General features: G+C 70.7%; 18 protein-coding genes. 6 read left to right on the forward strand and 12 right to left on the reverse strand.

The genetic code is table 11. From position 1 onward, the window contains the following. Positions 1-59: 59 nt before the first annotated feature. Genes trxA through dnaK form a run of 6 tightly spaced genes read right to left on the reverse strand, consistent with a single transcriptional unit; the run spans position 60 to position 7,024 of the window. The gene (gene trxA, locus Sspor_RS06635; protein WP_202198226.1) at positions 60-518 is read right to left on the reverse strand and encodes a thioredoxin; all 459 of its coding nucleotides are present in this window, start codon (positions 516-518) and stop codon (positions 60-62) included. After that, positions 515-3,154: an ATP-dependent chaperone ClpB gene (gene clpB / locus Sspor_RS06640; protein ID WP_202198227.1), complete on the reverse strand. Its 2,640-nt coding sequence runs from the start codon at positions 3,152-3,154 to the stop codon at positions 515-517. Before clpB ends, trxA begins: the two co-directional genes overlap by 4 nt. Further along, a complete protein-coding gene (locus Sspor_RS06645; RefSeq protein ID WP_202198228.1) occupies positions 3,145-3,552 on the reverse strand; it encodes a chaperone modulator CbpM in 408 nt (135 codons plus the stop codon). Before Sspor_RS06645 ends, clpB begins: the two co-directional genes overlap by 10 nt. Beyond that, positions 3,552-4,499, reverse strand: coding sequence for a DnaJ C-terminal domain-containing protein (locus Sspor_RS06650; protein ID WP_202198229.1), 948 nt, complete (start codon positions 4,497-4,499; stop codon positions 3,552-3,554). The genes Sspor_RS06645 and Sspor_RS06650 overlap by 1 nt, the downstream gene beginning before the upstream one ends. Before the next feature lie 6 nt (positions 4,500-4,505). Beyond that, positions 4,506-5,114 carry a nucleotide exchange factor GrpE gene (locus Sspor_RS06655; protein WP_202198230.1) on the reverse strand — a complete coding sequence of 203 codons (609 nt, stop codon included), beginning with the start codon at positions 5,112-5,114 and terminating at the stop codon, positions 4,506-4,508. A gap of 8 nt (positions 5,115-5,122) precedes the next feature. Next, positions 5,123-7,024, reverse strand: a complete 1,902-nt coding sequence (dnaK, locus tag Sspor_RS06660; RefSeq protein WP_202198231.1) for a molecular chaperone DnaK — start codon at positions 7,022-7,024, stop codon at positions 5,123-5,125. Between the two features lie 654 nt (positions 7,025-7,678). Here dnaK and Sspor_RS06665 point away from each other — a divergent pair. Both Sspor_RS06665 and Sspor_RS06670 read left to right on the forward strand, forming a co-directional pair. Next, the gene (locus Sspor_RS06665) at positions 7,679-9,307 is read left to right on the forward strand and encodes a PucR family transcriptional regulator (RefSeq protein ID WP_237403705.1); all 1,629 of its coding nucleotides are present in this window, start codon (positions 7,679-7,681) and stop codon (positions 9,305-9,307) included. 230 nt (positions 9,308-9,537) lie between these two features. Beyond that, a complete protein-coding gene (locus Sspor_RS06670; RefSeq protein WP_202198233.1) occupies positions 9,538-9,726 on the forward strand; it encodes a hypothetical protein in 189 nt (62 codons plus the stop codon). Positions 9,727-10,294: 568 nt separating this feature from the next. Here Sspor_RS06670 and Sspor_RS06675 read toward each other — a convergent pair. The 4 genes from Sspor_RS06675 to Sspor_RS06690 form a co-directional block, all read right to left on the reverse strand. After that, positions 10,295-10,516, reverse strand: a complete 222-nt coding sequence (locus Sspor_RS06675; protein WP_202198234.1) for an RICIN domain-containing protein — start codon at positions 10,514-10,516, stop codon at positions 10,295-10,297. Between the two features lie 391 nt (positions 10,517-10,907). Beyond that, complete coding sequence (locus tag Sspor_RS06680; protein WP_202198235.1) at positions 10,908-11,351, reverse strand: DUF2267 domain-containing protein; 444 nt, start codon at positions 11,349-11,351, stop codon at positions 10,908-10,910. A gap of 58 nt (positions 11,352-11,409) precedes the next feature. After that, positions 11,410-11,805, reverse strand: a complete 396-nt coding sequence (locus tag Sspor_RS06685) for a DUF2267 domain-containing protein (RefSeq protein ID WP_202198236.1) — start codon at positions 11,803-11,805, stop codon at positions 11,410-11,412. Positions 11,806-11,909: 104 nt separating this feature from the next. Continuing rightward, complete coding sequence (locus Sspor_RS06690; RefSeq protein ID WP_202198237.1) at positions 11,910-12,344, reverse strand: Hsp20/alpha crystallin family protein; 435 nt, start codon at positions 12,342-12,344, stop codon at positions 11,910-11,912. Positions 12,345-12,472: 128 nt separating this feature from the next. Between Sspor_RS06690 and Sspor_RS06695 the strand changes: the two genes are divergently transcribed. After that, positions 12,473-13,129, forward strand: a complete 657-nt coding sequence (locus Sspor_RS06695) for an HSP18 transcriptional regulator (RefSeq protein ID WP_202198238.1) — start codon at positions 12,473-12,475, stop codon at positions 13,127-13,129. A gap of 861 nt (positions 13,130-13,990) precedes the next feature. Here the strand turns inward: Sspor_RS06695 and Sspor_RS06700 are convergent. After that, complete coding sequence (locus Sspor_RS06700; protein WP_202198239.1) at positions 13,991-15,256, reverse strand: hypothetical protein; 1,266 nt, start codon at positions 15,254-15,256, stop codon at positions 13,991-13,993. Between the two features lie 213 nt (positions 15,257-15,469). After that, positions 15,470-16,378: a LysR family transcriptional regulator gene (locus Sspor_RS06705; protein ID WP_031156599.1), complete on the reverse strand. Its 909-nt coding sequence runs from the start codon at positions 16,376-16,378 to the stop codon at positions 15,470-15,472. Between the two features lie 248 nt (positions 16,379-16,626). Between Sspor_RS06705 and Sspor_RS06710 the strand changes: the two genes are divergently transcribed. From Sspor_RS06710 to Sspor_RS06720, 3 genes are read left to right on the forward strand one after another with little or no spacing between them, the layout of a single operon-like run. Further along, entirely contained in the window at positions 16,627-17,418 is a 792-nt protein-coding gene (locus tag Sspor_RS06710; protein ID WP_202198240.1) for a gamma-glutamyl-gamma-aminobutyrate hydrolase family protein, read from the forward strand. Between the two features lie 31 nt (positions 17,419-17,449). Then, the gene (locus Sspor_RS06715; protein WP_073796630.1) at positions 17,450-18,181 is read left to right on the forward strand and encodes a FadR/GntR family transcriptional regulator; all 732 of its coding nucleotides are present in this window, start codon (positions 17,450-17,452) and stop codon (positions 18,179-18,181) included. Continuing rightward, the gene (locus Sspor_RS06720) at positions 18,178-19,617 is read left to right on the forward strand and encodes an amino acid permease (RefSeq protein ID WP_202198241.1); all 1,440 of its coding nucleotides are present in this window, start codon (positions 18,178-18,180) and stop codon (positions 19,615-19,617) included. Before Sspor_RS06715 ends, Sspor_RS06720 begins: the two co-directional genes overlap by 4 nt. Positions 19,618-19,674 lie beyond the last annotated feature (57 nt).

Below are 19,674 nucleotides of genomic sequence, written 5' to 3' on the forward strand. Positions count from 1 at the left end.
TCCGTGAATGGGCCTGATCGGCCGCGGCCGGCGATGGGCTTCCTCACTCACCGTCGTGTTCACCCTCCAGCAGACGTCTGCCGGCCCGCCATCGCCTGCTGGACCCACGAGCGCAGGACGTGCGCGGGTGCCGCGCCGGCCTGCCGGGCGACCGTCTCGCCCTGGTCCATGACGAGCAGGGTCGGCACCGCCTGCACCTCGAACCGCCGACCGAGCCGTGGGTTCTGGTCGATGTCGACCTTGACGAGCTTGATCTGTCCGGCGAGGTCCCGGGCGACCTGTTCGAGGGCTGGGCTGACCATGCGGCAGGGGCCGCACCAGGTGGCCCAGAGGTCGACGACGACGGGCACCGTGGCGTTGTCGGCGACCTCGGCGAAGTCGCCGTCGCTCGCGTCGACGACCCAGGGCAGGGGCTGCTTGCAGTGGCCGCATCGGGGCCGTCCCTCGGCGGCCACGGGAATCCGGTTGCCGCGCCCGCAGTTCGGGCAGGTCACCGTCGTCGTCCGGGTGGCGTTCACGCTGCCCTCGCTTCCCTGTCGCCCTCCTGCTGGTCGTAGGTGACCACCAGCTCTGCGTGCTCGGCGTCGACGCGCACCGACGCGCCGTCCTGGACGTCGCCGCGCAGCAGGGCACGCCCGACCAGCGTCTCGACCTCGTGGGAGATGTAACGCCGCAGCGGCCGGGCCCCGTACACCGGGTCGTAGCCCTGGTGGGCAATCAACTCCCTTGCAGTGTCGGTGAGTTCGACCGTGATACGGCGCTCGGCGAGGCGCCGCCGCAGCTCGTCGAACTGCAGCTCCACGATCCGCTCGATCTGTCGCTCACCGAGCGGCTTGAACAGCACGATGTCGTCGACGCGGTTGAGGAACTCCGGGCGGAAGTGCCCGCGCAGCTCGCCCATCACCAGGGCGCGGGCGTCGGGCTTGATCTCACCCTCGGCGGTGGCGCCGTCGAGGAGGTGCTCGGAGCCGATGTTCGACGTCATGATGATCACGGTGTTGCGGAAGTCGACGGTGCGGCCCTGGGCGTCGGTGATGCGACCGTCATCGAGGATCTGCAACAGCGTGTTGAAGACATCGGTGTGCGCCTTCTCGACCTCGTCGAACAGGACGACCGAGTACGGCTTGCGGCGCACGGCCTCGGTGAGCTGGCCGCCCTCCTCGTAGCCGACGTATCCGGGCGGTGCGCCCATGAGCCGGCTGACGGTGTGCCGCTCCTGGTACTCGCTCATGTCGAGGCGGACCATGTTCTCCTCGGAGTCGAACAGGGTGCGGGCGAGGGTCTTGGCCAGCTCGGTCTTCCCGACGCCGGTGGGGCCGAGGAAGATGAACGAGCCGATGGGACGGCGAGGGTCGCGGATGCCGGAGCGGGCACGGATGATGGCGTCGGTGACGAGCTTGACCGCCTCGTCCTGGCCGATGACGCGCTCGCGCAGGATCTCGTCGAGGCGCAGCAGCTTCTCGCGTTCGCCCTCCTGGAGACGGGCAACGGGGACGCCGGTCCAGGCGGCAACGATCTCGGCGATCTCCTCCTCGGTGACGACCTCGCGCAGCAGCCGGTTCTGACCTTGTTTGGAGGCGAGTTGCTCCTCCTCCGCGGCGAGTCGGCGCTCCAGGTCCTGGAGGCGGCCGTAGCGCAGTTCGGCGGCGCGGTTGAGGTCGTAGGCGCGTTCGGCCTCCTCGGCATCGTGGCGGACCTGTTCCAGTTCCTGGCGCAGTTCCTGCACGCGGCGGATCGCCTGCCGTTCAGCCTCCCACTGGGCGCGTTTGGCGTCGGCCTCGCCGCGCAGGTCGGCCAGTTCCCTGCGCAGCTCCTCCAGGCGTGTCTTGCTGGCGGGGTCGGTCTCCTTGGACAGAGCGGCATCCTCGATCTCCAGCCGCGTGACGCGGCGGGTGATCTCGTCGAGTTCGGCGGGCATCGAGTCGATCTCGGTACGCAGTCTGGCGCACGCCTCGTCGACGAGGTCGATGGCCTTGTCGGGCAGGAACCGATCGGTGATGTAACGGTGGCTGAGGGTGGCTGCGGAGACCATCGCGGTGTCCTGGATCTTCACGCCGTGGAAGACCTCGAGGCGTTCGCGCAGTCCGCGCAGGATGGAGATGGTGTCCTCCACGCTGGGCTCCTCGACCAGGACCTGCTGGAAGCGGCGTTCGAGGGCGGCGTCCTTCTCGATGTGCTTGCGGTACTCGTCGAGGGTGGTGGCGCCGATCATGTGGAGTTCGCCGCGGGCCAGCATCGGCTTGAGCATGTTGCCCGCGTCCATGGCTCCTTCGGCGGCGCCTGCGCCGACGACGGTGTGGAGTTCGTCGACGAAGAGCAGGATGCGCCCCTCGGCGGCCTTCACCTCGGACAGTACGGCCTTCAGGCGTTCCTCGAACTCGCCGCGGTACTTGGCGCCGGCGACCAGGGAGCCCATGTCCAGGGCGAACACCGTCCTGTCGCGCAGGCCCTCGGGGACATCGCCGCGAACGATGCGCTGGGCCAGGCCCTCGACGATGGCGGTCTTGCCGACGCCGGGGTCGCCGATGAGGACGGGGTTGTTCTTGGTCTTGCGGCTGAGGATCTGGGTGACGCGGCGGATCTCCGCGTCACGGCCGATGACCGGGTCCAGCCGCCCGGACCGGGCCTCGAGGACGAGGTCGCGTCCGTACTTCTCCAGGGCCTCGTAGGCCACTTCGGGGTTGGCGGAGGTGACGCGCTGGTTGCCGCGGACCTGGGTGAGCGCGCTCAGGAACGAGTCTCTGGTGATGCCGGCCTGTTTGAGCAGTCGCCCGGCGGCAGTTGACGAGCTCTCCTCGGCCAGGGCGAGCAGGAGGTGTTCCACGGACACGTACTCGTCCTTGAGGCGTTTGGCCTCCCGTTCGGCGGTGTCGAACAGGTGGGCGAGGCGCTGGGTGACGAAGACCTGGCCGGGCGCCGCGCCGGGGCCGGTGACCTTCGGGCGACGGGAGAGTTCCTCGCGCACGGCCTCGCGCAGTCCCTTCGGCTCCTTGCCGGCCTGCTCAAGCAACCGCGGGATCAGGCCGTCCTCCTGATCGAGGAGTGCGAGCAGCAGGTGTTCCCCGTCGACCTCGGTGTGCCCCATGCGACCGGCCGCGGTCTGGGCCTCCTGGAGGGCTTCCTGGGACTTCTGGGTGAGACGGTTCATGTCCATGGGGGTGTTTCACTCCTCGTGCCGCGGCCGCGCAGGGCGGCTTCGAGCAGGCTGATGCGGTCGAGCAGATCGAGCACCAGGCCGATGGATGCGTAGTTGAGGCAGAGTCCGGTGCGCAGCCGCTGGATGCGGGCGAGGACCGCCGGGGCCGTGGGGTCGAACACCAGGTGTCCCGCGGCGTCGCGTCCGGCGTCGATCAGGCCGAGGGCGACGAACCGCCGGATCAGATCGGGGTGGAGGCCCGAGCGACGGGACACGGCGTCGAGGGAGAGCCTGGGGGCGGGCACGAGCGCGTACCGGACGGCCGTCGAGGCGGTGAGGTCGGCGCCCGTTCGTACCGGACGGTTGCCCGCGCCGGCCCGGCCGGGGCCTGACGCTCCCGCGGGTGGTTCGTTCATCACGTCCTCCTGGGGTCGTACGAGGAGGCGGCGGCGAGCTCCGCGAACAGTTCGCGCTCCCGGTCGCCGAGGGTGGGTGGCACCACGATGCGGAGTTCGGCGTACAGGTCGCCGTTCGCGCCGCGCGGGTTCGGCATGCCCTCGCCGCGCAGCCGCAGCCGCCGGCCGCTGGACGAGCCCGCGGGCACCGTGACCTTGGCCGTGCCGCCGCCGGGGGTGGGCACCGGCACGGTCGCACCCAGGGCCGCCTCCCAGGGGGTCACCGGGACCTGGACGTGCACGTCGCGGCCGTCCAGCCGGAATCGGGGGTGGGGCTGGATGCGCACGCGCAGGTACAGGTCGCCCGCGGCGGCGTCACCACTGCCCCGGCCGCCCTCGCCCGCCAGCCGGATGCGCTGCCCGTCGGTGACGCCCGGCGGCACGTCGACCTCGTACCGCCGCGGCTGCCCGGTGGGACCGGCGAGCGTGACGGTGCGGCGGCCACCCCGGTACGCCTCCTCGACGGTGAGCGCCAGTTCGGCCTCCTGGTCCGCGCCGGGTACGCCCCCTCGGGCGGCGCCGGCTCCGAACATGGAGCCGAACAGGTCCTCGATGTCGATGCCCTCCGCTGCGAAGTCGTCTCCGAAGCCGGTGTACCGGACCCGAGGACCGCCGCCGCCTGCGGTCGTGCGACCGCGGAAGCCGCCGCCCGCTCCGGCCGCGACCCGCTCGTCGAAGTCCTCCGGGATCTTGCGGAAGTCCTCGCCGAAGCGGTCGTAGCGGGCCCGGGTCTTGGGATCGGACAGGACGCTGTATGCCTCGTTGAGGTCCTTGAAACGCTCTTCCGCCCCAGGGTCCTTGTTCACGTCGGGGTGGTGCCTGCGGGCGAGTTTGCGATATGCCTGCTGGATCTCGTCCTGACTCGCGGACCGCGACACCCCGAGCACCTCGTAGTAGTCCCGCGCCATGACCGGTCACTCCCGCTTCGCGACGGTCACGGCGGCGGGCCTGAGCTGCCGCTCGCCGTCCCCGTAGCCGGGGCGCAGTACCTCGACGACCGTGCCCGGTGCGGCGTCCGGGTCCTGGACGATGCCGACCACCTCGTGCCGGGCCGGGTCGAAGGCGACGCCGGTCTCCGCGTGCCGCGGGTAGCCGAGCAGTTCGAGGACGTTCACCGCTTGGTCGCGTACGGCCCGGATGCCCTCCACGATCGCGCCCGGATCGGCGCCCGCGTGGGTCAGGGCGAGTTCGAGGTTGTCGAGGACGGGCAGGAAGGCGGCCGCCGTGCGGGCCCGCTCCACCGCCCGTTCGCGCTCAAGTTCCCTGGCGTGACGCTTGCGAAGGTTGTCGAGGTCGGCGAGTGCGCGCCGCCAACGGTCCTCCAGTTCCAGGATCGCGGTCGTGTACTCGTCCTCGGCAGGCGCGGAGCCGGCGGCATCGGGTCCCGGCTCGCCGTTCGCCGCTTCGGGCCGGGGCGGGCCCGGTTGGGGCAGATCCCCGCGAGGCGGGGGTCCGGCGCCTTCCGGGACCGGTTCGACCGGATCCGGCGCGGCCCGGTCGGGTTCCTGGGGGTAGGTGGGCATGGCGCGCCTCAGCCCTTGTCGAACTCGGCGTCGATGACATCATCGTCACCGCCACCGCCACTCGTGGGTCCGCCGGTGGCGGCGTCCTGACCGGGACCTCCGCCCGTGGCGGCGGCGCCCTGATGGGCCGCCAGCCCGGCGAGCACCTGCTGGAGTTCGGAGGTCAGGGGCCGCACGCGCTCGACGCCCGCCTCTTCCTTGACCGCCGTGCGGGCGTCCGACACGAGCATCTCGCCGCGTGCCTTCTCGTGCGCGGGCGCCGCGTCGCCCAGTTCGGCGAGAAGCTTCTCGACCTGGTACGCGACGGCGTCGAGTTCGTTGCGGGCGTCGACGGCCTCGCGGAGTGCCTTGTCCTGGCCCTGGTTGCTTTCGGCCTCCTGGACCATGCGTTCGACCTCACTGCGGTCCAGGTTGGAGCTCTCGCTGATCGTGATGCCCTGTTCCTTGCCGGTGTCCCGGTCGCGGGCCTTGACCTCGAGGATGCCGTTGGCGTCGATGTCGAAGGTGACCTCGATCTGGGCTTCGCCCCGCGGCGCCGGCCGGATGTCGGTGAGCTGGAACCGGCCCAGCACCCGGTTGTCGGCGGCCAGCTCGCGCTCGCCCTGGAGGACCACCACGTCGACGGCCGGCTGGTTGTCCTCGGCGGTGGAGAAGGTCTCGCTGCGGCGCACCGGGATGGTGGTGTTCCGCTCGATGATCTTCGTCATCACTCCGCCGCGTGTCTCCACGCCCAGCGACAAGGGGGTCACGTCGAGCAGCAGTACGTCCTTGACCTCACCCTTGAGCACCCCTGCCTGGATCGCGGCGCCGAGGGCCACGACCTCATCGGGGTTGACGCTCATGTTGGGTTCCTTGCCGCCGGTCAGTCGGCGGACCAGGGTCTGGACAGCGGGGATGCGGGTGGATCCGCCGACGAGGATGACCTCGTCGATGTCGCTCTCGCCGACCTTGGCGTCGGCGATGGCCTGCTGGACCGGTCCCAGACAGCGCTCCACCAGGTCGCCGGTGATCTGCTCGAACGTGGACCGCATGATCGAGTCGGTGAGGTGCTTGGGCCCGGCGGCGTCGGCGGTGATGAACGGCAGGCTGACCTGCGTCTGCGTCACCGAACTCAGCTCGGTCTTGGCCTTCTCCGCCGCCTCGAACAAGCGTTGCAGCGCCTGCGCGTCCTGGCGCAGGTCGATGCCGTTCTCCTTCTGGAAGTCGTCCGCGAGGTGATCGACCAGACGCCGGTCGAAGTCGTCGCCGCCCAGGTGGCTGTCGCCGGCGGTGGAGCGCACCTCCACCACCCCGTCTCCGACGTCGAGGATGCTCACGTCGAAGGTGCCGCCGCCCAGGTCGAAGACGAGGACGGTCTCGTGCTCCTTCTTGTCCACGCCGTACGCGAGGGCGGCCGCCGTCGGCTCGTTGATGATCCGCAGCACTTCCAGTCCCGCGATCCGGCCTGCGTCCTTGGTGGCGGTGCGCTGGGCGTCGTTGAAGTAGGCGGGCACCGTGATGACCGCCTCCGTGACCCGCTCCCCGAGCTGCTTGGAGGCGTCGTCGGTGAGTTTGCGCAGCACCTGTGCGCTGATCTCCTCGGGCGCGTACAGCTTGTCGCGCACCTTGAAGCGGGCCGCCCCGCCGTCGCCCTCGACGACGTCGTACGCCACCGCCCTGGCCTCGTCGGAGATCTCGTCGAAATGCCGGCCGATGAACCGCTTGGCCGAGTAGATGGTGCCCTTGGGATTGAGGATCGCCTGGCGCCGGGCCAGCTGGCCCACCAGACGTTCCCCGGTGTCGGTGAAGCCCACCACGGACGGTGTCGTGCGGTTGCCCTCGCTGTTGGGCACGACGGATGGCTCTCCGCCCTCCCACACGGCGATCACCGAGTTGGTGGTGCCCAGGTCGATGCCCACTGCCTTGGCCATGAGGAACTCCTCCCGGTACGGCGCCTGCGCCGACTGTCCGGATCACGTTCGTTCGGGTACGGGCGGGGACCTCTGCCAGTGGTCTGCAGCCCGCCGATCAGCCCTGCGGCCTCGTCGGAGACCTCCTCGTCCACGACGACCTCGTACCGGCTCGACCGCATCGAGCAGCGCGAGGCAAAATCGCGGCTCGCCACGGGAAAACCCGTGGCCCAAGAGGTGGTCAACGGCGTGGGCGGCTTCCCGGTAGGTCTCTTGTACGAGGCAACCGGCCTGCGGACCTACTCGGTCACCGCCCGGCCCTTGCTGCCGGTGCGCACGGACGGTTTCGAGCCCTTCCCAGCGTGGCGGGGCCAGTGGCTCCGCGCCTGCGCCTGGCGAGTCAGAAAGGCACGGGTCCGGTCGCTCCACGAGTACGAGAGGAAGAATCCGGACATCTCACATGAGCCGGTCCGATCAAGCACCACCGCTCGGCCGTAGGCTTGAAGAGAACGGAGTGATCCCATGGCCAGCAGCCGGCCGCACAACCTGTACCGCCGCCGCTGCGACTGGGAGAGCAGCCTTCCGCGGGGCAGCGGCAGGCGGATCCCCGTGGTCGCGCGGCGTGGGCCCCGCCTACCCGCTCCAACCCCGGCCGACCGTGTCCCCCATGCGCTGATGGCGCTCTCCAGCGCCCTGTTCGACACCCTGGACGAAGGCAAGATCCTGCGCCTGGCCATGGACCACATAGCCGCCGCAGGGCCGTACAGCGCCGAGGCCGGATACCTCAAGGTGGACGGCGACCTGGTCCCCAGCCCACGGAACGGGCAGGTCCATGCCATGGCCGTAGACCGGAGGGTACGGGAGCTGGCCGGGGAGGACGGCCCCGTGACCGTGCCCGGATGGCCCTGGGGCCGGGCCCTGGGGCTACGCGGGATTGAAACACTCCACGGCTACCTCGTGGTGACCTCCTCCTCCCGGCCCACCGAGGCCGAGCGCCTCCTGCTCGCCACGCTCGTCCGGCACACCGCCGCTGCACTGTCTGTCGCCTTCGCACACCGACTCCGACGCAAGGACGCGCTGGAACTGCACCGGCTCAGGGAGGAGCGGACAGCCCTCCAGGGGCGGCTGATCTCCGTCGTGGCCGAGCTGGGGTACCAGCAGGCTGTTCACGCGCTCATGGCCGACGTCGCCGTCTCGGGCGGCGGCGAGGAAGCCCTCACCCGCGCACTGCACGGGCTCACCGGACTCCCCGCGCTGGTCGAGGACCGCTTCGGTCGGCTGAGGTCCTGGACCGGTCCCGATCGCCCCGACCCCTATCCCGAACCTGACCCCGTGCGCCAGAACGAAATGCTGCACGCCGTCGCCAGTCGGGCCGGGCCGGTGCGGATGAAGGACCGGCTGGTCACTCTGATCCGCCCGCAGGGCGAGATCCTGGGCGTGCTGGCCCTGGTCGACGTCCGGGGCGAGGCCGACGAGCACACCCTGCGCGCACTGCAGGACGGCGCCGCGTGGCTCGCCCCGGAGCTGGCGCACCTGCGCAATCTGGCCGAAGTGGAGTCGAGGCTGCACCGTGAGCTGGCCGACGACCTCCTGGCAGGGACGGACGAGGCGAGCGCCTACGCCCGGTCCGAGGCCGTCGGACACGACCTGCACCGCCGCCACTACCTCGTCGTGGTGCAGTGGTCGAACCGGACCGTGGACGAGCCCTTCGCGCAGACCGTGGGCCGGGCGGCCTCTGCCGTGGGCATGCACTCGCTGCTGACCCGGCGTTCCGACCACGTGGTCCTGGTCGCCGACGACAGACCGCACGCCTGCGCACTGTACGAGGCGCTCGTCCGGGAGACCGGGACACGGTCCGGGACCATCGGGGTGAGCGCCCCTTGCGACTCCCTGGACGCCATCCCCCACCACTACCAGGAGGCGCAGCGCGCCCTGGAAGTGCGCCGCCACTCCCGCGAGCACTACGGCACGACGTTCTTCGACGAGCTGGGCCTCTACCGCATCCTGGGACCCGGCAACGATTACCGGGAACTGGAGACGTTCGTCCACGAGTGGCTCGGGCAGCTGATCGACTACGACTCCCTGCACCACACGGCCATGGTGGAGACGCTGTCTCAGTACTTCGACTGCGGCGGCAACTACGACGAGACCGCCGAATCCCTCGCGATCCACCGCAGCACGCTGCGCTATCGGCTCCAGCGCATCCGCAACATCAGCGGCAACGACCTCGCGAACGTCGAGGACCGGCTCAACCTCCAGGTGGCGACCCGAGTGTGGAAGATCGTGCTGGGCGGATCCGACTGAAGCGCACTGGAACTGTCGTGCGCGAATGTCCACGCGCCACAGTTGCGCGTACGCCGCTGCACAGCCCGGCAGTGCTGGTCCTCAACCGGTCGGACACGACGGCGCGTCCGGTGCGGCCCCGAGGCGTTCGTAGTCGTGCGGGGACGATCCAAGCCGTGCCGTAACGGATGTCACGGGAGTCAGCTTCGCTTAATTGCCATCAGGCCAAGGAGAGCCTCTGGTTCGCGGCCATGGAGCACACCCTGGCCGACCTGGTGGAGGCCGCCCTTCTCAGGGCTCGGCCCCTGAGCGACGGCACCGCCCTCAGCACGCACGCGGAGACGGTGGCCGACCAGAGGTGCGTCCCCGCCTTCGCCAGGGCGTGCCGCAAGTGGCCACCTGAGCCGAAGGTGAAGTGCCGGGTCTCCCTGGGGTCGTAGGCGACCTCGTAGGTCGCGGCGTCGTCGGTGTGCGGGCGACTGGTCCCAGGGCCCTGGACCCCGTAGAACGCCCCGATCAAGTGCCCCCGCGCGACGATCCACCTGCGCAGCCTTCCTGACCCACGCGGCCGCGTTCTTCCACAGCCGGGCATCACCCACCCGCATCGAGCAAGGTCCTCACCGACATCGCTTGAGCCTAACGCCGCCGGCAGCATTCAGTACGGAGCGCTGCCGGCGCAGCAACGTGCGGGGTTTTCCGTCGGCAGCCTACCGATCCCGGCTGCGTCGCCCGCCCCGGCCCGACAGGCCGGGTCAGCCTCGTGAGCGTCCATCGCCCAGACGGGTGTTCTGCGTCGTGGTGGGTGCGTACACGGCTAAAGTAGTTCGCTGGTAGGCGCTCGAACCAGTCGGGGGAGCACTGCCGTTGTTGTGGCGACGGCCCCGAACCGTCCCGCCGCCCGCGTGGTCCCGGTGATGAGCCGGGGCTCCTCGGCGCTGCGCCTGAGGGCCGCCATCCGTTCCTGACCGTAGGCCCTGCTTCGGCAGACCGAAATCGGGGTGGGCACGGCTACAGCTTGAGGTTCCACACCCATTGCTGGTTTGCGGCGCCGTGGCAGGACCAGACCTGGACCGGCGCTCCGTCATCGGTCCGCCGGTACCGGCGTGCGACGGCCAGGCCCAGGCGGGCGTGGCGCTCGACGGCCTCCGCATCGTTGCCGATGGCGGAGATCATCGCGTCCACCTGCTCGCACACCCACCGGTAGGCGGGCAGGTCGCGCCTCTTGGTCACTGCCCGCAACTCGGCTACCACGGGGATGCACCGAGCGGCTTCATAATCGGCCAAATGTACCAACGGCCGCGCCTCGGATCGCGTCTGCACCCAACACGCCGACGTATGCCAGGAAGGGAACAGCCGGACGCAATCAGTGGCAGGGCCGTACGGTCCGGGTGGTGGCTCCATGACAGGTCACGAGGGCGGCTGCGGAAGCCGTCGTACGGTGCTCGCGAATGAGGACGTGGTGGGAGGCGGGCGGGCTGATGAAGGCCCGGACCCGTCTCACGCTCGCCCGGCCTGAACCCGAGCCGGGCGCCGCACCGCAACGCCGGAGTTCACCTTGCGGCACCTGCGGCCTTGAGAGCCGGCCCGGGGTGCCGGTCTGGGCTTTCCTGCAACCACCGCATCACACTGCGGGCTGTGGCTGGCGAAGTTCGGCCTGGCCGAAGAGGAGTGCGTAGCCGGTGGGGAGTTGGTGGAGGACGCGGGTGAGGAGGTCGGGGCCGGTGAGGCGGGTGACGACGGCGAGTACGGCGCCGGTGTCCCAGCGGGCAACGGCCGGGCTGGTGCCGGCGCGGGCGGCCATGTCCTTGATGAAGCTCCAGCCGGTGAGCCGTTCGGTGGCGGGGATCTGGGCGGTCAGGGCCAGGGCGGCTTCGACGGGCAGGGCCTGGGCGAGGTCGAGGCGTTCGTCTCCGACGAGCTGGCGGCCGAGGGCGGCCAGGACGGTGCGGACGGCTTCTTCTGCGCGTTCGCGGGTGGGGTAGGCGCCTTCGTGGCGCACGCGTTCCAGCATCTGGTCGAACGTCATGGCGGGGTGGGCCTGGTGCGGTCGAGGCTGGTCGTACATGGTGCTGCGGTTGCCTTTCTCGTCGCTGGTTCGGTGTCCGGCCGGTGGTGTCGGCCGGTCAGGTGGGCTGGGGGTGACCGAAGAGGAGGTCGTAGCCGGGCGGGAGCTGGAGCAGGACGTCCCGGATGAGGATGTCTCCGGCTGCGGCGGCCACGGTGGAGAGGACCGCGCCGATGTCCCACAGGGCCGTCGTCTCGGTGGCGCCTTCGATCCAGGCTGCGGTCGCGCGGACGAAGCGTTCGGGGGAGAGCGGCTCCGCGGCCTGCAGGGGGTTGAGGAGGATCAGGGCGTAGGTCTCGGGGAGCCGGGCGGCGAGCTCGGCCCGCACGGTGCCGACGAGGTGGGCGCCCAGCAGGGCGAGGACGACGCGGGCCGCGCGTTCGGCTTCTTCCCGGGTCCGGTACTCGCCGCGTTCCTGGACATGGTCCAGGAACGCTTCCCGGCGCATCGACATCTCACGTCACCTCCGTGGGAGGGGTGGAAGGGCCAGGGGGTGCGGAGGACGGGGTGCCGGAGGGGGATCGGGTTCCCCGTCCTCCGTCGCCGGTGCCGGCCTGGTCAGCCGGAGATCTGCTTGCGGCCGGACTCGCCGCCGATGGCGATCTTCCGAGGCTTGGCACGCTCGGCGATCGGGATCCGCAGGGTCAGGACACCCGCGTCGTAGTCCGCCTCGATGTGCTCGGTGTCGAGGGTGTCGGCCAGCATGACCTGGCGGGAGAAGACACCGAGAGGGCGCTCGGAGAGCTCCATCTGCACGCCGTCGGACTTCTCCACGGGCCGGCGCTCGGCCTTCACCGTGAGCATGTTCCGCTCGACGTCGATGTCGATCGCCTCGGTGCTGACTCCGGGGAGGTCGAAGGCGATGACGTACGCGTCGCCGTCGCGGTAGGCGTCCATGGGCATGACGGACGGCTTCGACCACGTGCCCGACGTACCCGAAAGCTGCTGGACGATCCGGTCCATCTCGCGGAACGGGTCGGTGCGCATCAACATCGCGAAACACCTCCAGTTGGTTCAGGCAGGAACTGCCAATGCGCTTCAACGTGCTTCCGTTGTAACATGTCATCGAAAAGATGACAAGCAAGCAGTCATCTGGAGGATGACAGACCACGGAGACCGCCATGACCGAGGCCGCAGAGCCGACTGCACCCGTCACCTTCCTGGCCGCCGCCGCGGCACTGGAGACCATCAACCAGGCCGTCAAGGACGCGCAGCAAGCTTCCACAAGCACGTCGGCAGCGGCACCAGCCGCGGGCCCGCACCCGGCCCTGGCCGCGCTGCTGATGCTCCGCGAGGTCCGCGAGCAGCTCGTCGGCTGGGAAACCGGCCTGATCGAGAACGCCCGCGGCCAGGGCGCCAGCTGGGCCGACCTCGCCGGCCCCCTCGGAGTCGCCAGCCGCCAGGCCGCAGAACGCCGCTACCTCCGAAGGCGCCCCGGCAAAGCCGGAAGCACCAGCGAGGAACGCGTCCAGGCCACCCGCGACACCCGGGCCGCCGACCGCAGCGTGGACACCTGGGCCCGCGACAACGCCGCCGACCTGCGCCGCCTCGCCGGCCAGATCACCGCCCTGGCCGGCCTGCCCGCCGACGCCGAAGGCGCCATAGACGACCTGAACCAGGCCCTCGCCCACAACGACACCGCCCGCCTCGTGCGCCCCCTGGCCGACACCCGGCCCCACCTGCGGCCCGAGGACGCCGAGCTCGCCGAGCGCATCGACGCCCTCACCCGCCACACCGACCAGCTTCGCCGGCACACCCACGACCAGCGCAGCACGTGATCCGCAATCGATACGGCACGGCCCCGGCCCGGACGTGAGTCACCGCCCGCTCTCCGGGCGCCTGCTCTGCCCTTGCGCGGCGGTCGCGACGGCCACGGGCTCCTGGTGGCCGCCCTGGCCGAGTGGACCCGCTGTCGGATCGGGGAGGTGGACGGGCATGCGGCACCCGCGGAGGCCCGAGCCGCGCGACGGGGGCAAGGAGCGCAGCACGGTGGTCTTGGACGTGCGGGGCATGGTCCGGGCCACTCAGCAGAACACCGTCGCTGCCGTGCCGGGCCGCCGGCCGAGGGTGCTGGACGTCGAGGTGAACTCGGTCGCGCAGTCGGCCACGGTCGTCTTCGACCCCCGCCGGACAGCGGCAGGGCGGCGACGTCGCCACCCTGCCCCAACAAGGGTCCCGGCATGGTCACGCCCCGGGCAGCCACAGCAGCCTCAGGCGGCACGGGCCCGGGAGGCAGCTGCCCGCAGGCCTCGGCCGTCGGGGCCCTGGCGGGCGTGGGACGAGCTGGGGGCGGGAAGCCGGCGCTGGCGGACGTTCCACGAGGCCATCCGGACCGCGCCGGGCATGTGCGCCAGGCCCTGAGGGGCGGGCAGCATCCGTTCGCCGTCGCACTCGGGTGCGTGGCCTACGGTGTGCTGGAACTCGGCGTCCCCTCCCCGCCCGACGACCGCTTGGACCAAAATCCGGACCAGCTCACACCCAAGAGCCTTGCGCAGCGCCGTTTTCCCAGGTCAGCGTGAGTGCGACTGCTGTACCACCAGGAGCCCAAAAGGGACTGGTCCTGCTGGCGGCCGTCGGCTTCGACCTCTACAACAAGCGCAAGGCCGGAGCCTGACGCTCTGGCAGTGGCCGCGCGTGCTTCACGGTCCGGGGGTCATGGTGGTCTGTTCGTCGGTGAGGCGGGCCCTCCAGTCACTGACGTATGCATCGGGCATGGAGGCCAGGCGGGCGATCTCCGCGTCCCCGCGTCCGTCGGACCAGGCCAGGATCCGCGTCACGGTGCGGTTACGTGCGGCTCGAAAGTCCTTGAGCATGATTTCGAGGCGTTCGACTTCCTCGCCCTCGTGGACAAGTTGCCGGTCAACGGCGGAGCGTTCCGCGCCGCGCAGCCGCCGGAGATGGGCGGTCAGGCCCGTCAGGGCCAGCCCGTGTTCGTGCGCGGCGTTCTGAAACGTTTCGGCCAGGGACACCAGCACGCAGTCGGGGACGTCGGCGAGGGTGGCTCCGAGGGGCTTGGCCGCCTCCCAGGTGTCCCGCCCGGCCCCCGTCGTCTCCAGCCAGACGCGGGCGTCTGTCGGAGTACGGTCGCCGCAGGCCCGTGCCCGGTAGGCGTACAGGGCGGCGCGGTGGCCGTAGAAGGTGAAGCCGTCCTCTATCTGCCGGTCGGCGTCGCGGCAGATCCGGCCCGGTACGCCGCCGTAGCCGTTCTGGGGGCTGTAGTCGGCGTAGGTGTCGAGTTCCGCGTCCGTGGCCAGGTCCCAGGAGGGGTCGCACAGCCCGGGGTTGGCGGCCAGGAAGGCGCCGACCTCGACGCGCCAGGCCGGGACCGGTGTGGTACGCGGTCTGGGCCAGAGGAGTTCCCCGGAGGGGTCGAAGGCGGGCGTCGCGGCCTGTTCGATGTCGTCCCATGCGGTGGCCGCCTCGGCCGACCACTCGAGCTCGCCGTCGGGCCCGATCCGGTGGATCGAGTCCACGAGCCGCTGCACGGCGGGCAGGACGCGCACCGCGAGCGCGTGCAGTTCCTCGGCGTCGAAGAAGCGCCATGTACAGCCGCGCTGTTCGTCGTGGCTCAGGTGGCCGAGCAGCTGCACCATGATGCCGGGGTCGGGGACGTTCCCGTCGCCGAGTGCCCTGCGGGGGATGCCAGGGAGCCGGCTGCCAGGGGACTCCTGCGGGGCTCGCCAGTCGGTGTCGCCGAACCAGACGGCGCCGTCGCGAGCGTCCACCGCCAGCCACTGTTGGTAGCCGACTCCCGGGCCGTAACGCTGGTCCTGCTGCTCGGCGTTCTCGTCGTGCCATACGTACTCGGCCGGGGGCGGGTCCAGCTCTGCGGCCATGAAGCCGTCCTCGGGGCGGTAGCCGGTGAGGACGTGCGCCGTTCCCGGCACGCTGTCGGCTGCGGTCATGAGGGGTTTCCTCTCGGTGGAACGTCAACCGCGGCAAACGTAGTGCGCCTGTCACACAATAGTTTAACTTTCAGCCACAGTGTCCGGTAGTCGGACACGATGGGAAGTACGGCGTGCCGGTGAGGTCTACGCGCGTGCGACGGCCGTCAAGTTGGCCGCTTTTCGCGTTCCCCCACGATCCGTTCACCCGCTTGCCCCGGGACACCGTGCGCCTTACGCGAGCGCGGCCAGCGCTTGGGCGGCGAGCATCTCCTCCAGGTCCAGGACGACGCGCGGGGCGTGCCGGGTGTCGATGCGGACGGCGTAGATGAAGCGCGTCAGCTGCGGCTCGGCCAAGGGGCGTGCCACCACCTGGGTGTGGGTGCGGGGCAGGGCGAGTCGCGGCATGACGGCCACGCACAGGCCCGCGGCCACGAACCCCAGCACGGTGTTGAAGTCGTCCCCCTCGTATTGCAGACGGGCTTGGAAGCCGGGCGTGTTGGCCATCTGCGAGAGCAGTTCCAGGCGCAGCGCGGCCTCCGGAGCGGCGATCCACGTCTCGGAGGCGAGGCTGGCCAGGTCGATGACCTCCCGGTCGGCCAGGCGGTGGCGCGCCGGGACGACGGCCACCACCGGATCCCGTGCGACCAGCGTCCGGCGCAGCATCCGCGGCGGCGGGACGGGGATGAAGTCGTAGTCGTAGCTGAGCGCCAGGTCCATGTCCCCCCGCTTGAGCCGGTTGTAGCCGGCTTCGGGCTCCAGCTGGCTGAGGCTGACCTGCACGTGGGGGTAGGCCGCGTGGAGTCGGGCCAGCGCCTGCGGAACGATGCCGGTGGCGGCCGAGGCGAAGGCGCCGAGCCGGATCCGTCCGGCCGTCCCGGCGCGCATGGCGCCGAGTTCGACCGACGCCGCCGCCAGCGTGCTGCGGACGCCCTGTTCCGCGCCGAGGAGGACTTCGCCGGCCGGTGTGACGCGAACGGGTCGCCGCTCCAGCACCCTGAGGCCGGCGCGGCGTTCGAGTTCGGCGATCTGCTGGGAGACGGCGGGCGCGCTGTAGCCGAGTTCGCGTGCGGCGGCACTGAAGGAGCCGTGCCGCACGACGGCTTCGAGGGTGGCGAGCAGGCGGGGGTCGAGTCCGTGCACGGAGTTAAGGCTCACTTATCTGTCGCGAAGATCTGTTTTCTTGTGATTGGAGATAAACGCCAGCAGGATTCTTGCTTGCGGCCAAGAAAACGCAAGCCTGCGCTCCCGGACCGCCAACTCCCCTCCCCTGCCGTCCCGGTGGCCTCCGTCCGCACCGCCTCGCCACCCACCGCCGCCTGCCGTGGCGGTGGCGGCCGGCTCGACTGCGGCTGTCTACGGTCACCCCTCATGCCCCGAAAGGAAGTGGTATGACCCAGCCACCGCTCATCGGACTCACCACCTACCTCGCCCAAGCCCAGTGGGGTGAGTGGGACCTGCCCGCCGCAGTGCTGCCCGCGGCCTACGCGGACTGCGTCCGGGCGGCCGGCGGCCGCGCCGTACTGCTGCCGCCGGACGCGCCGGAAGCCGCGGCCGACGTCGTCGAGCGTCTGGACGCGATCCTCCTGGCGGGAGGCGAGGATCTGGATCCCGCCCTGTACGGAGCCGTGCCCCATCCGCGTACCGGGCCGCCGGTGCGCGAGCGCGACGCATGGGAGCGGGCCGTCCTGGCTGCCGGCCTCGCCCGCGACATACCCGTGCTCGGGGTGTGCCGGGGGATGCAGCTGATGAACGTACACGAGGGCGGCACCCTGATCCAGCACCTGCCCGACCGGGTGGGCCACGACGGCCACAACCCCCATCGGGGCCACTTCTGCTCCCACGCCGTGACCACCGTACCCGGGACACGGGTCGGCGCCCTGCTGCCGGGGACGCACCACGTTGCCACGCACCATCATCAGGCGGTGGACCGCCTCGGCGCGGGACTGGTCGTCGCCGCCCGTGCGGCGGACGGCACCGTCGAGGCGATCGAGAGCACCCGGCACCGCTTCGCCGTGGGCGTCCAGTGGCACCCGGAGATGGGCGACGACGCGCCGGTCTTGCGGGCCCTGGTGGCTGCCGCGGGCTCCGCCGGAGGTACCGGTCCTGCACGGACGGCCGGACGGAACACGCGCACGGTGCGAAACGCGCCGGGCCGGACTTTCCCGGCACAGGTGCCTTGACACCCCGGGGCGGACCCCCCAGGATCACACCGTGAACCTGTCAGACAGCCAGACAGGTGGCCCCCTTCCGCGGCGCGTCAGTGCCATGGAAGCGGTCTTCGGCCACCTGCGCAGCGCCATCGAGCGCGGTGAGTACGCCGTGGGCGACAAGCTCCCCTCGGAAGCCGAGTTGTGCCGCACCCTGGAGGTCAGCCGACCCGTACTGCGGGAGGCCCTCCGGGCCCTGCAGGCCATGGGGTTGACCGTCTCCAAGAGCGGCAAGGGCACGTTCGTCCTGGCGAACACGGTCGATGAGCCCACCTTCGGCGACTACGCCGCCAGCGACCTGCTGGAAGTGCGCCGGCACGTCGAGATCCCGGTCGCCGGGTACGCAGCGCTGCGCCGCACCCCCGAGGACCTGGACCACCTGGGCCATCTGCTGGACCGGATGGAGCAGGAGACCGACACCACCGCGTGGGTGGCGATGGACACCGTGTTCCACCTGGCCGTGGCCGAGGCCTCCCGCAACCCCGTCTTCCGCCGCGTCATCGAGGAGATCCGCGACGCACTGGCGCGTCAGTCGACCTTCCTCAACGAACTGGGCGGCCGGCGCGAGCAGTCCAACTGCGAGCACCGGGCGATCCTGGAGGCGCTGGCCGACGGCAGCGAGCACGACGCGGTGGAGGCCATGTCCCACCACCTGCTCCGGGTCGAGACGACCCTTACCGACATCGTGCGCTCCCAGCGCACGACCGCCCCTACAGAAGGCAGACCCGAGGCGTGAGCGAGCAGTTCCTCAAAGACGAGAAGCGCCCCACGACCCGTCACGTCGACGCCGGTGACACCGGCTACAGCAAGTCCTTGAAACCCCGCCACGTCAACATGATCGCCATCGGCGGCGCGATCGGTACCGGGCTCTTCCTCGGCGCGGGCGGACGCCTCGCCGACGCCGGGCCCTCCCTGTTCATCGCCTACGCCGTCTGCGGGATCTTCGCGTTCCTCGTCGTACGCGCGCTCGGCGAGCTGGTCCTGTACCGGCCGTCCTCCGGCGCCTTCGTCTCCTACGCCCGTGAGTTCATGGGGGAGAAGGGCGCGTACACCGCGGGCTGGATGTACTTCCTCAACTGGGCGACCACCGGCATCGCCGACATCACCGCCGTCGCCACGTACACCCACTACTGGCACCTGTTCTCCGAAGTCCCCCAGTGGGTGATCGCCCTCATAGCCCTGGCCGTGGTCCTCACCGTGAACCTCATCTCGGTGCGGATCTTCGGCGAACTGGAGTTCTGGTTCGCCATCGTCAAGGTCGGCGCCCTGGTCGTCTTCATGGGGATCGCGATCTTCCTCCTGGCGACCCGGCACCCCGTCGACGGCGCCGTCCCCGGCCCCGCCCTGATCACCGGCAACGGCGGGATCTTCCCCAACGGCCTGCTCCCCATGCTGCTGATCATCCAGGGCGTCGTCTTCGCCTACGCCTCCGTCGAACTGGTCGGCGTCACGGCCGGCGAGACCGAGAAGCCCGAGGAGATCATGCCGAAGGCGATCAACTCGATCATGTGGCGCGTGGGCCTCTTCTACGTCGGCTCGGTCGTCCTGCTGTCGATGCTGATGCCCTGGAGCAGCTACAGCGCGGGCCAGAGCCCGTTCGTGACCGTGCTCTCCCACATCGGCGTCCCGGCGGCCGCCGACGTGATGAACCTGGTCGTCCTCACCGCGGCCATGTCCTCGCTCAACTCCGGCCTCTACTCCACCGGCCGCATCCTGCGCTCGATGGCCGTGAACGGCTCCGCCCCGCAGTTCACCGCACGGCTCAGCCGCACCCAGGTCCCCTACGGCGGCATCCTCCTCACCAGCGGCATGTGCGTCCTGGGCGTCGGGCTCAACTTCGTGGTCCCCGCCGACGCGTTCGAGATCGTCCTCAACCTCGCCGCGATCGGCATCCTCGCCACCTGGGGCATGATCATGGTCTGCCACCTCCTCTTCTGGCGGAAGACCCGCGACGGCGAACTCACCCGCCCCTCCTACCGCCTGCCCGGCTCCCCCTGGACCGAACTCGTGACGCTGGCCTTCCTCGCCTCCGTCCTGGTCCTCATGTACGCCGACGGAGGCGCGGGGCGCACCACCGTGCTGTGCGTACCGCTGATCGCCGCGGCGCTGGTCGCCGGCTGGTACGCGGTCCGCGGCCGCGTGGCGCGCGCCGCCGCCCGGAGCGACGGCTGAGCCGGACGCCGGCCCGTCCGCCTGCGCCCGGGGGTGCCGGTCGCCACCCCTGGTCAG

It is taken from the genome of Streptomyces spororaveus (genome assembly GCF_016755875.1).
GTDB classification, from domain to species: Bacteria; Actinomycetota; Actinomycetes; order Streptomycetales; family Streptomycetaceae; genus Streptomyces; species Streptomyces spororaveus.

Excerpts from the sequence above, each read along its gene's own strand:
- clpB (WP_202198227.1), bottom strand. The coding sequence starts at position 3,154 with ATGGACATGAACCGTCTCACCCAGAAGTCCCAGGAAGCCCTCCAGGAG.
- Sspor_RS06645 (WP_202198228.1), bottom strand. The coding sequence starts at position 3,552 with ATGAACGAACCACCCGCGGGAGCGTCAGGCCCCGGCCGGGCCGGCGCG.
- Sspor_RS06650 (WP_202198229.1), bottom strand. The coding sequence starts at position 4,499 with ATGGCGCGGGACTACTACGAGGTGCTCGGGGTGTCGCGGTCCGCGAGT.
- Sspor_RS06655 (WP_202198230.1), bottom strand. The coding sequence starts at position 5,114 with ATGCCCACCTACCCCCAGGAACCCGACCGGGCCGCGCCGGATCCGGTC.
- dnaK (WP_202198231.1), bottom strand. The coding sequence starts at position 7,024 with ATGGCCAAGGCAGTGGGCATCGACCTGGGCACCACCAACTCGGTGATC.
- Sspor_RS06665 (WP_237403705.1), top strand. The coding sequence starts at position 7,679 with ATGGCGCTCTCCAGCGCCCTGTTCGACACCCTGGACGAAGGCAAGATC.
- Sspor_RS06670 (WP_202198233.1), top strand. The coding sequence starts at position 9,538 with ATGGAGCACACCCTGGCCGACCTGGTGGAGGCCGCCCTTCTCAGGGCT.
- Sspor_RS06680 (WP_202198235.1), bottom strand. The coding sequence starts at position 11,351 with ATGTACGACCAGCCTCGACCGCACCAGGCCCACCCCGCCATGACGTTC.
- Sspor_RS06685 (WP_202198236.1), bottom strand. The coding sequence starts at position 11,805 with ATGTCGATGCGCCGGGAAGCGTTCCTGGACCATGTCCAGGAACGCGGC.
- Sspor_RS06690 (WP_202198237.1), bottom strand. The coding sequence starts at position 12,344 with ATGTTGATGCGCACCGACCCGTTCCGCGAGATGGACCGGATCGTCCAG.
- Sspor_RS06695 (WP_202198238.1), top strand. The coding sequence starts at position 12,473 with ATGACCGAGGCCGCAGAGCCGACTGCACCCGTCACCTTCCTGGCCGCC.
- Sspor_RS06700 (WP_202198239.1), bottom strand. The coding sequence starts at position 15,256 with ATGACCGCAGCCGACAGCGTGCCGGGAACGGCGCACGTCCTCACCGGC.
- Sspor_RS06710 (WP_202198240.1), top strand. The coding sequence starts at position 16,627 with ATGACCCAGCCACCGCTCATCGGACTCACCACCTACCTCGCCCAAGCC.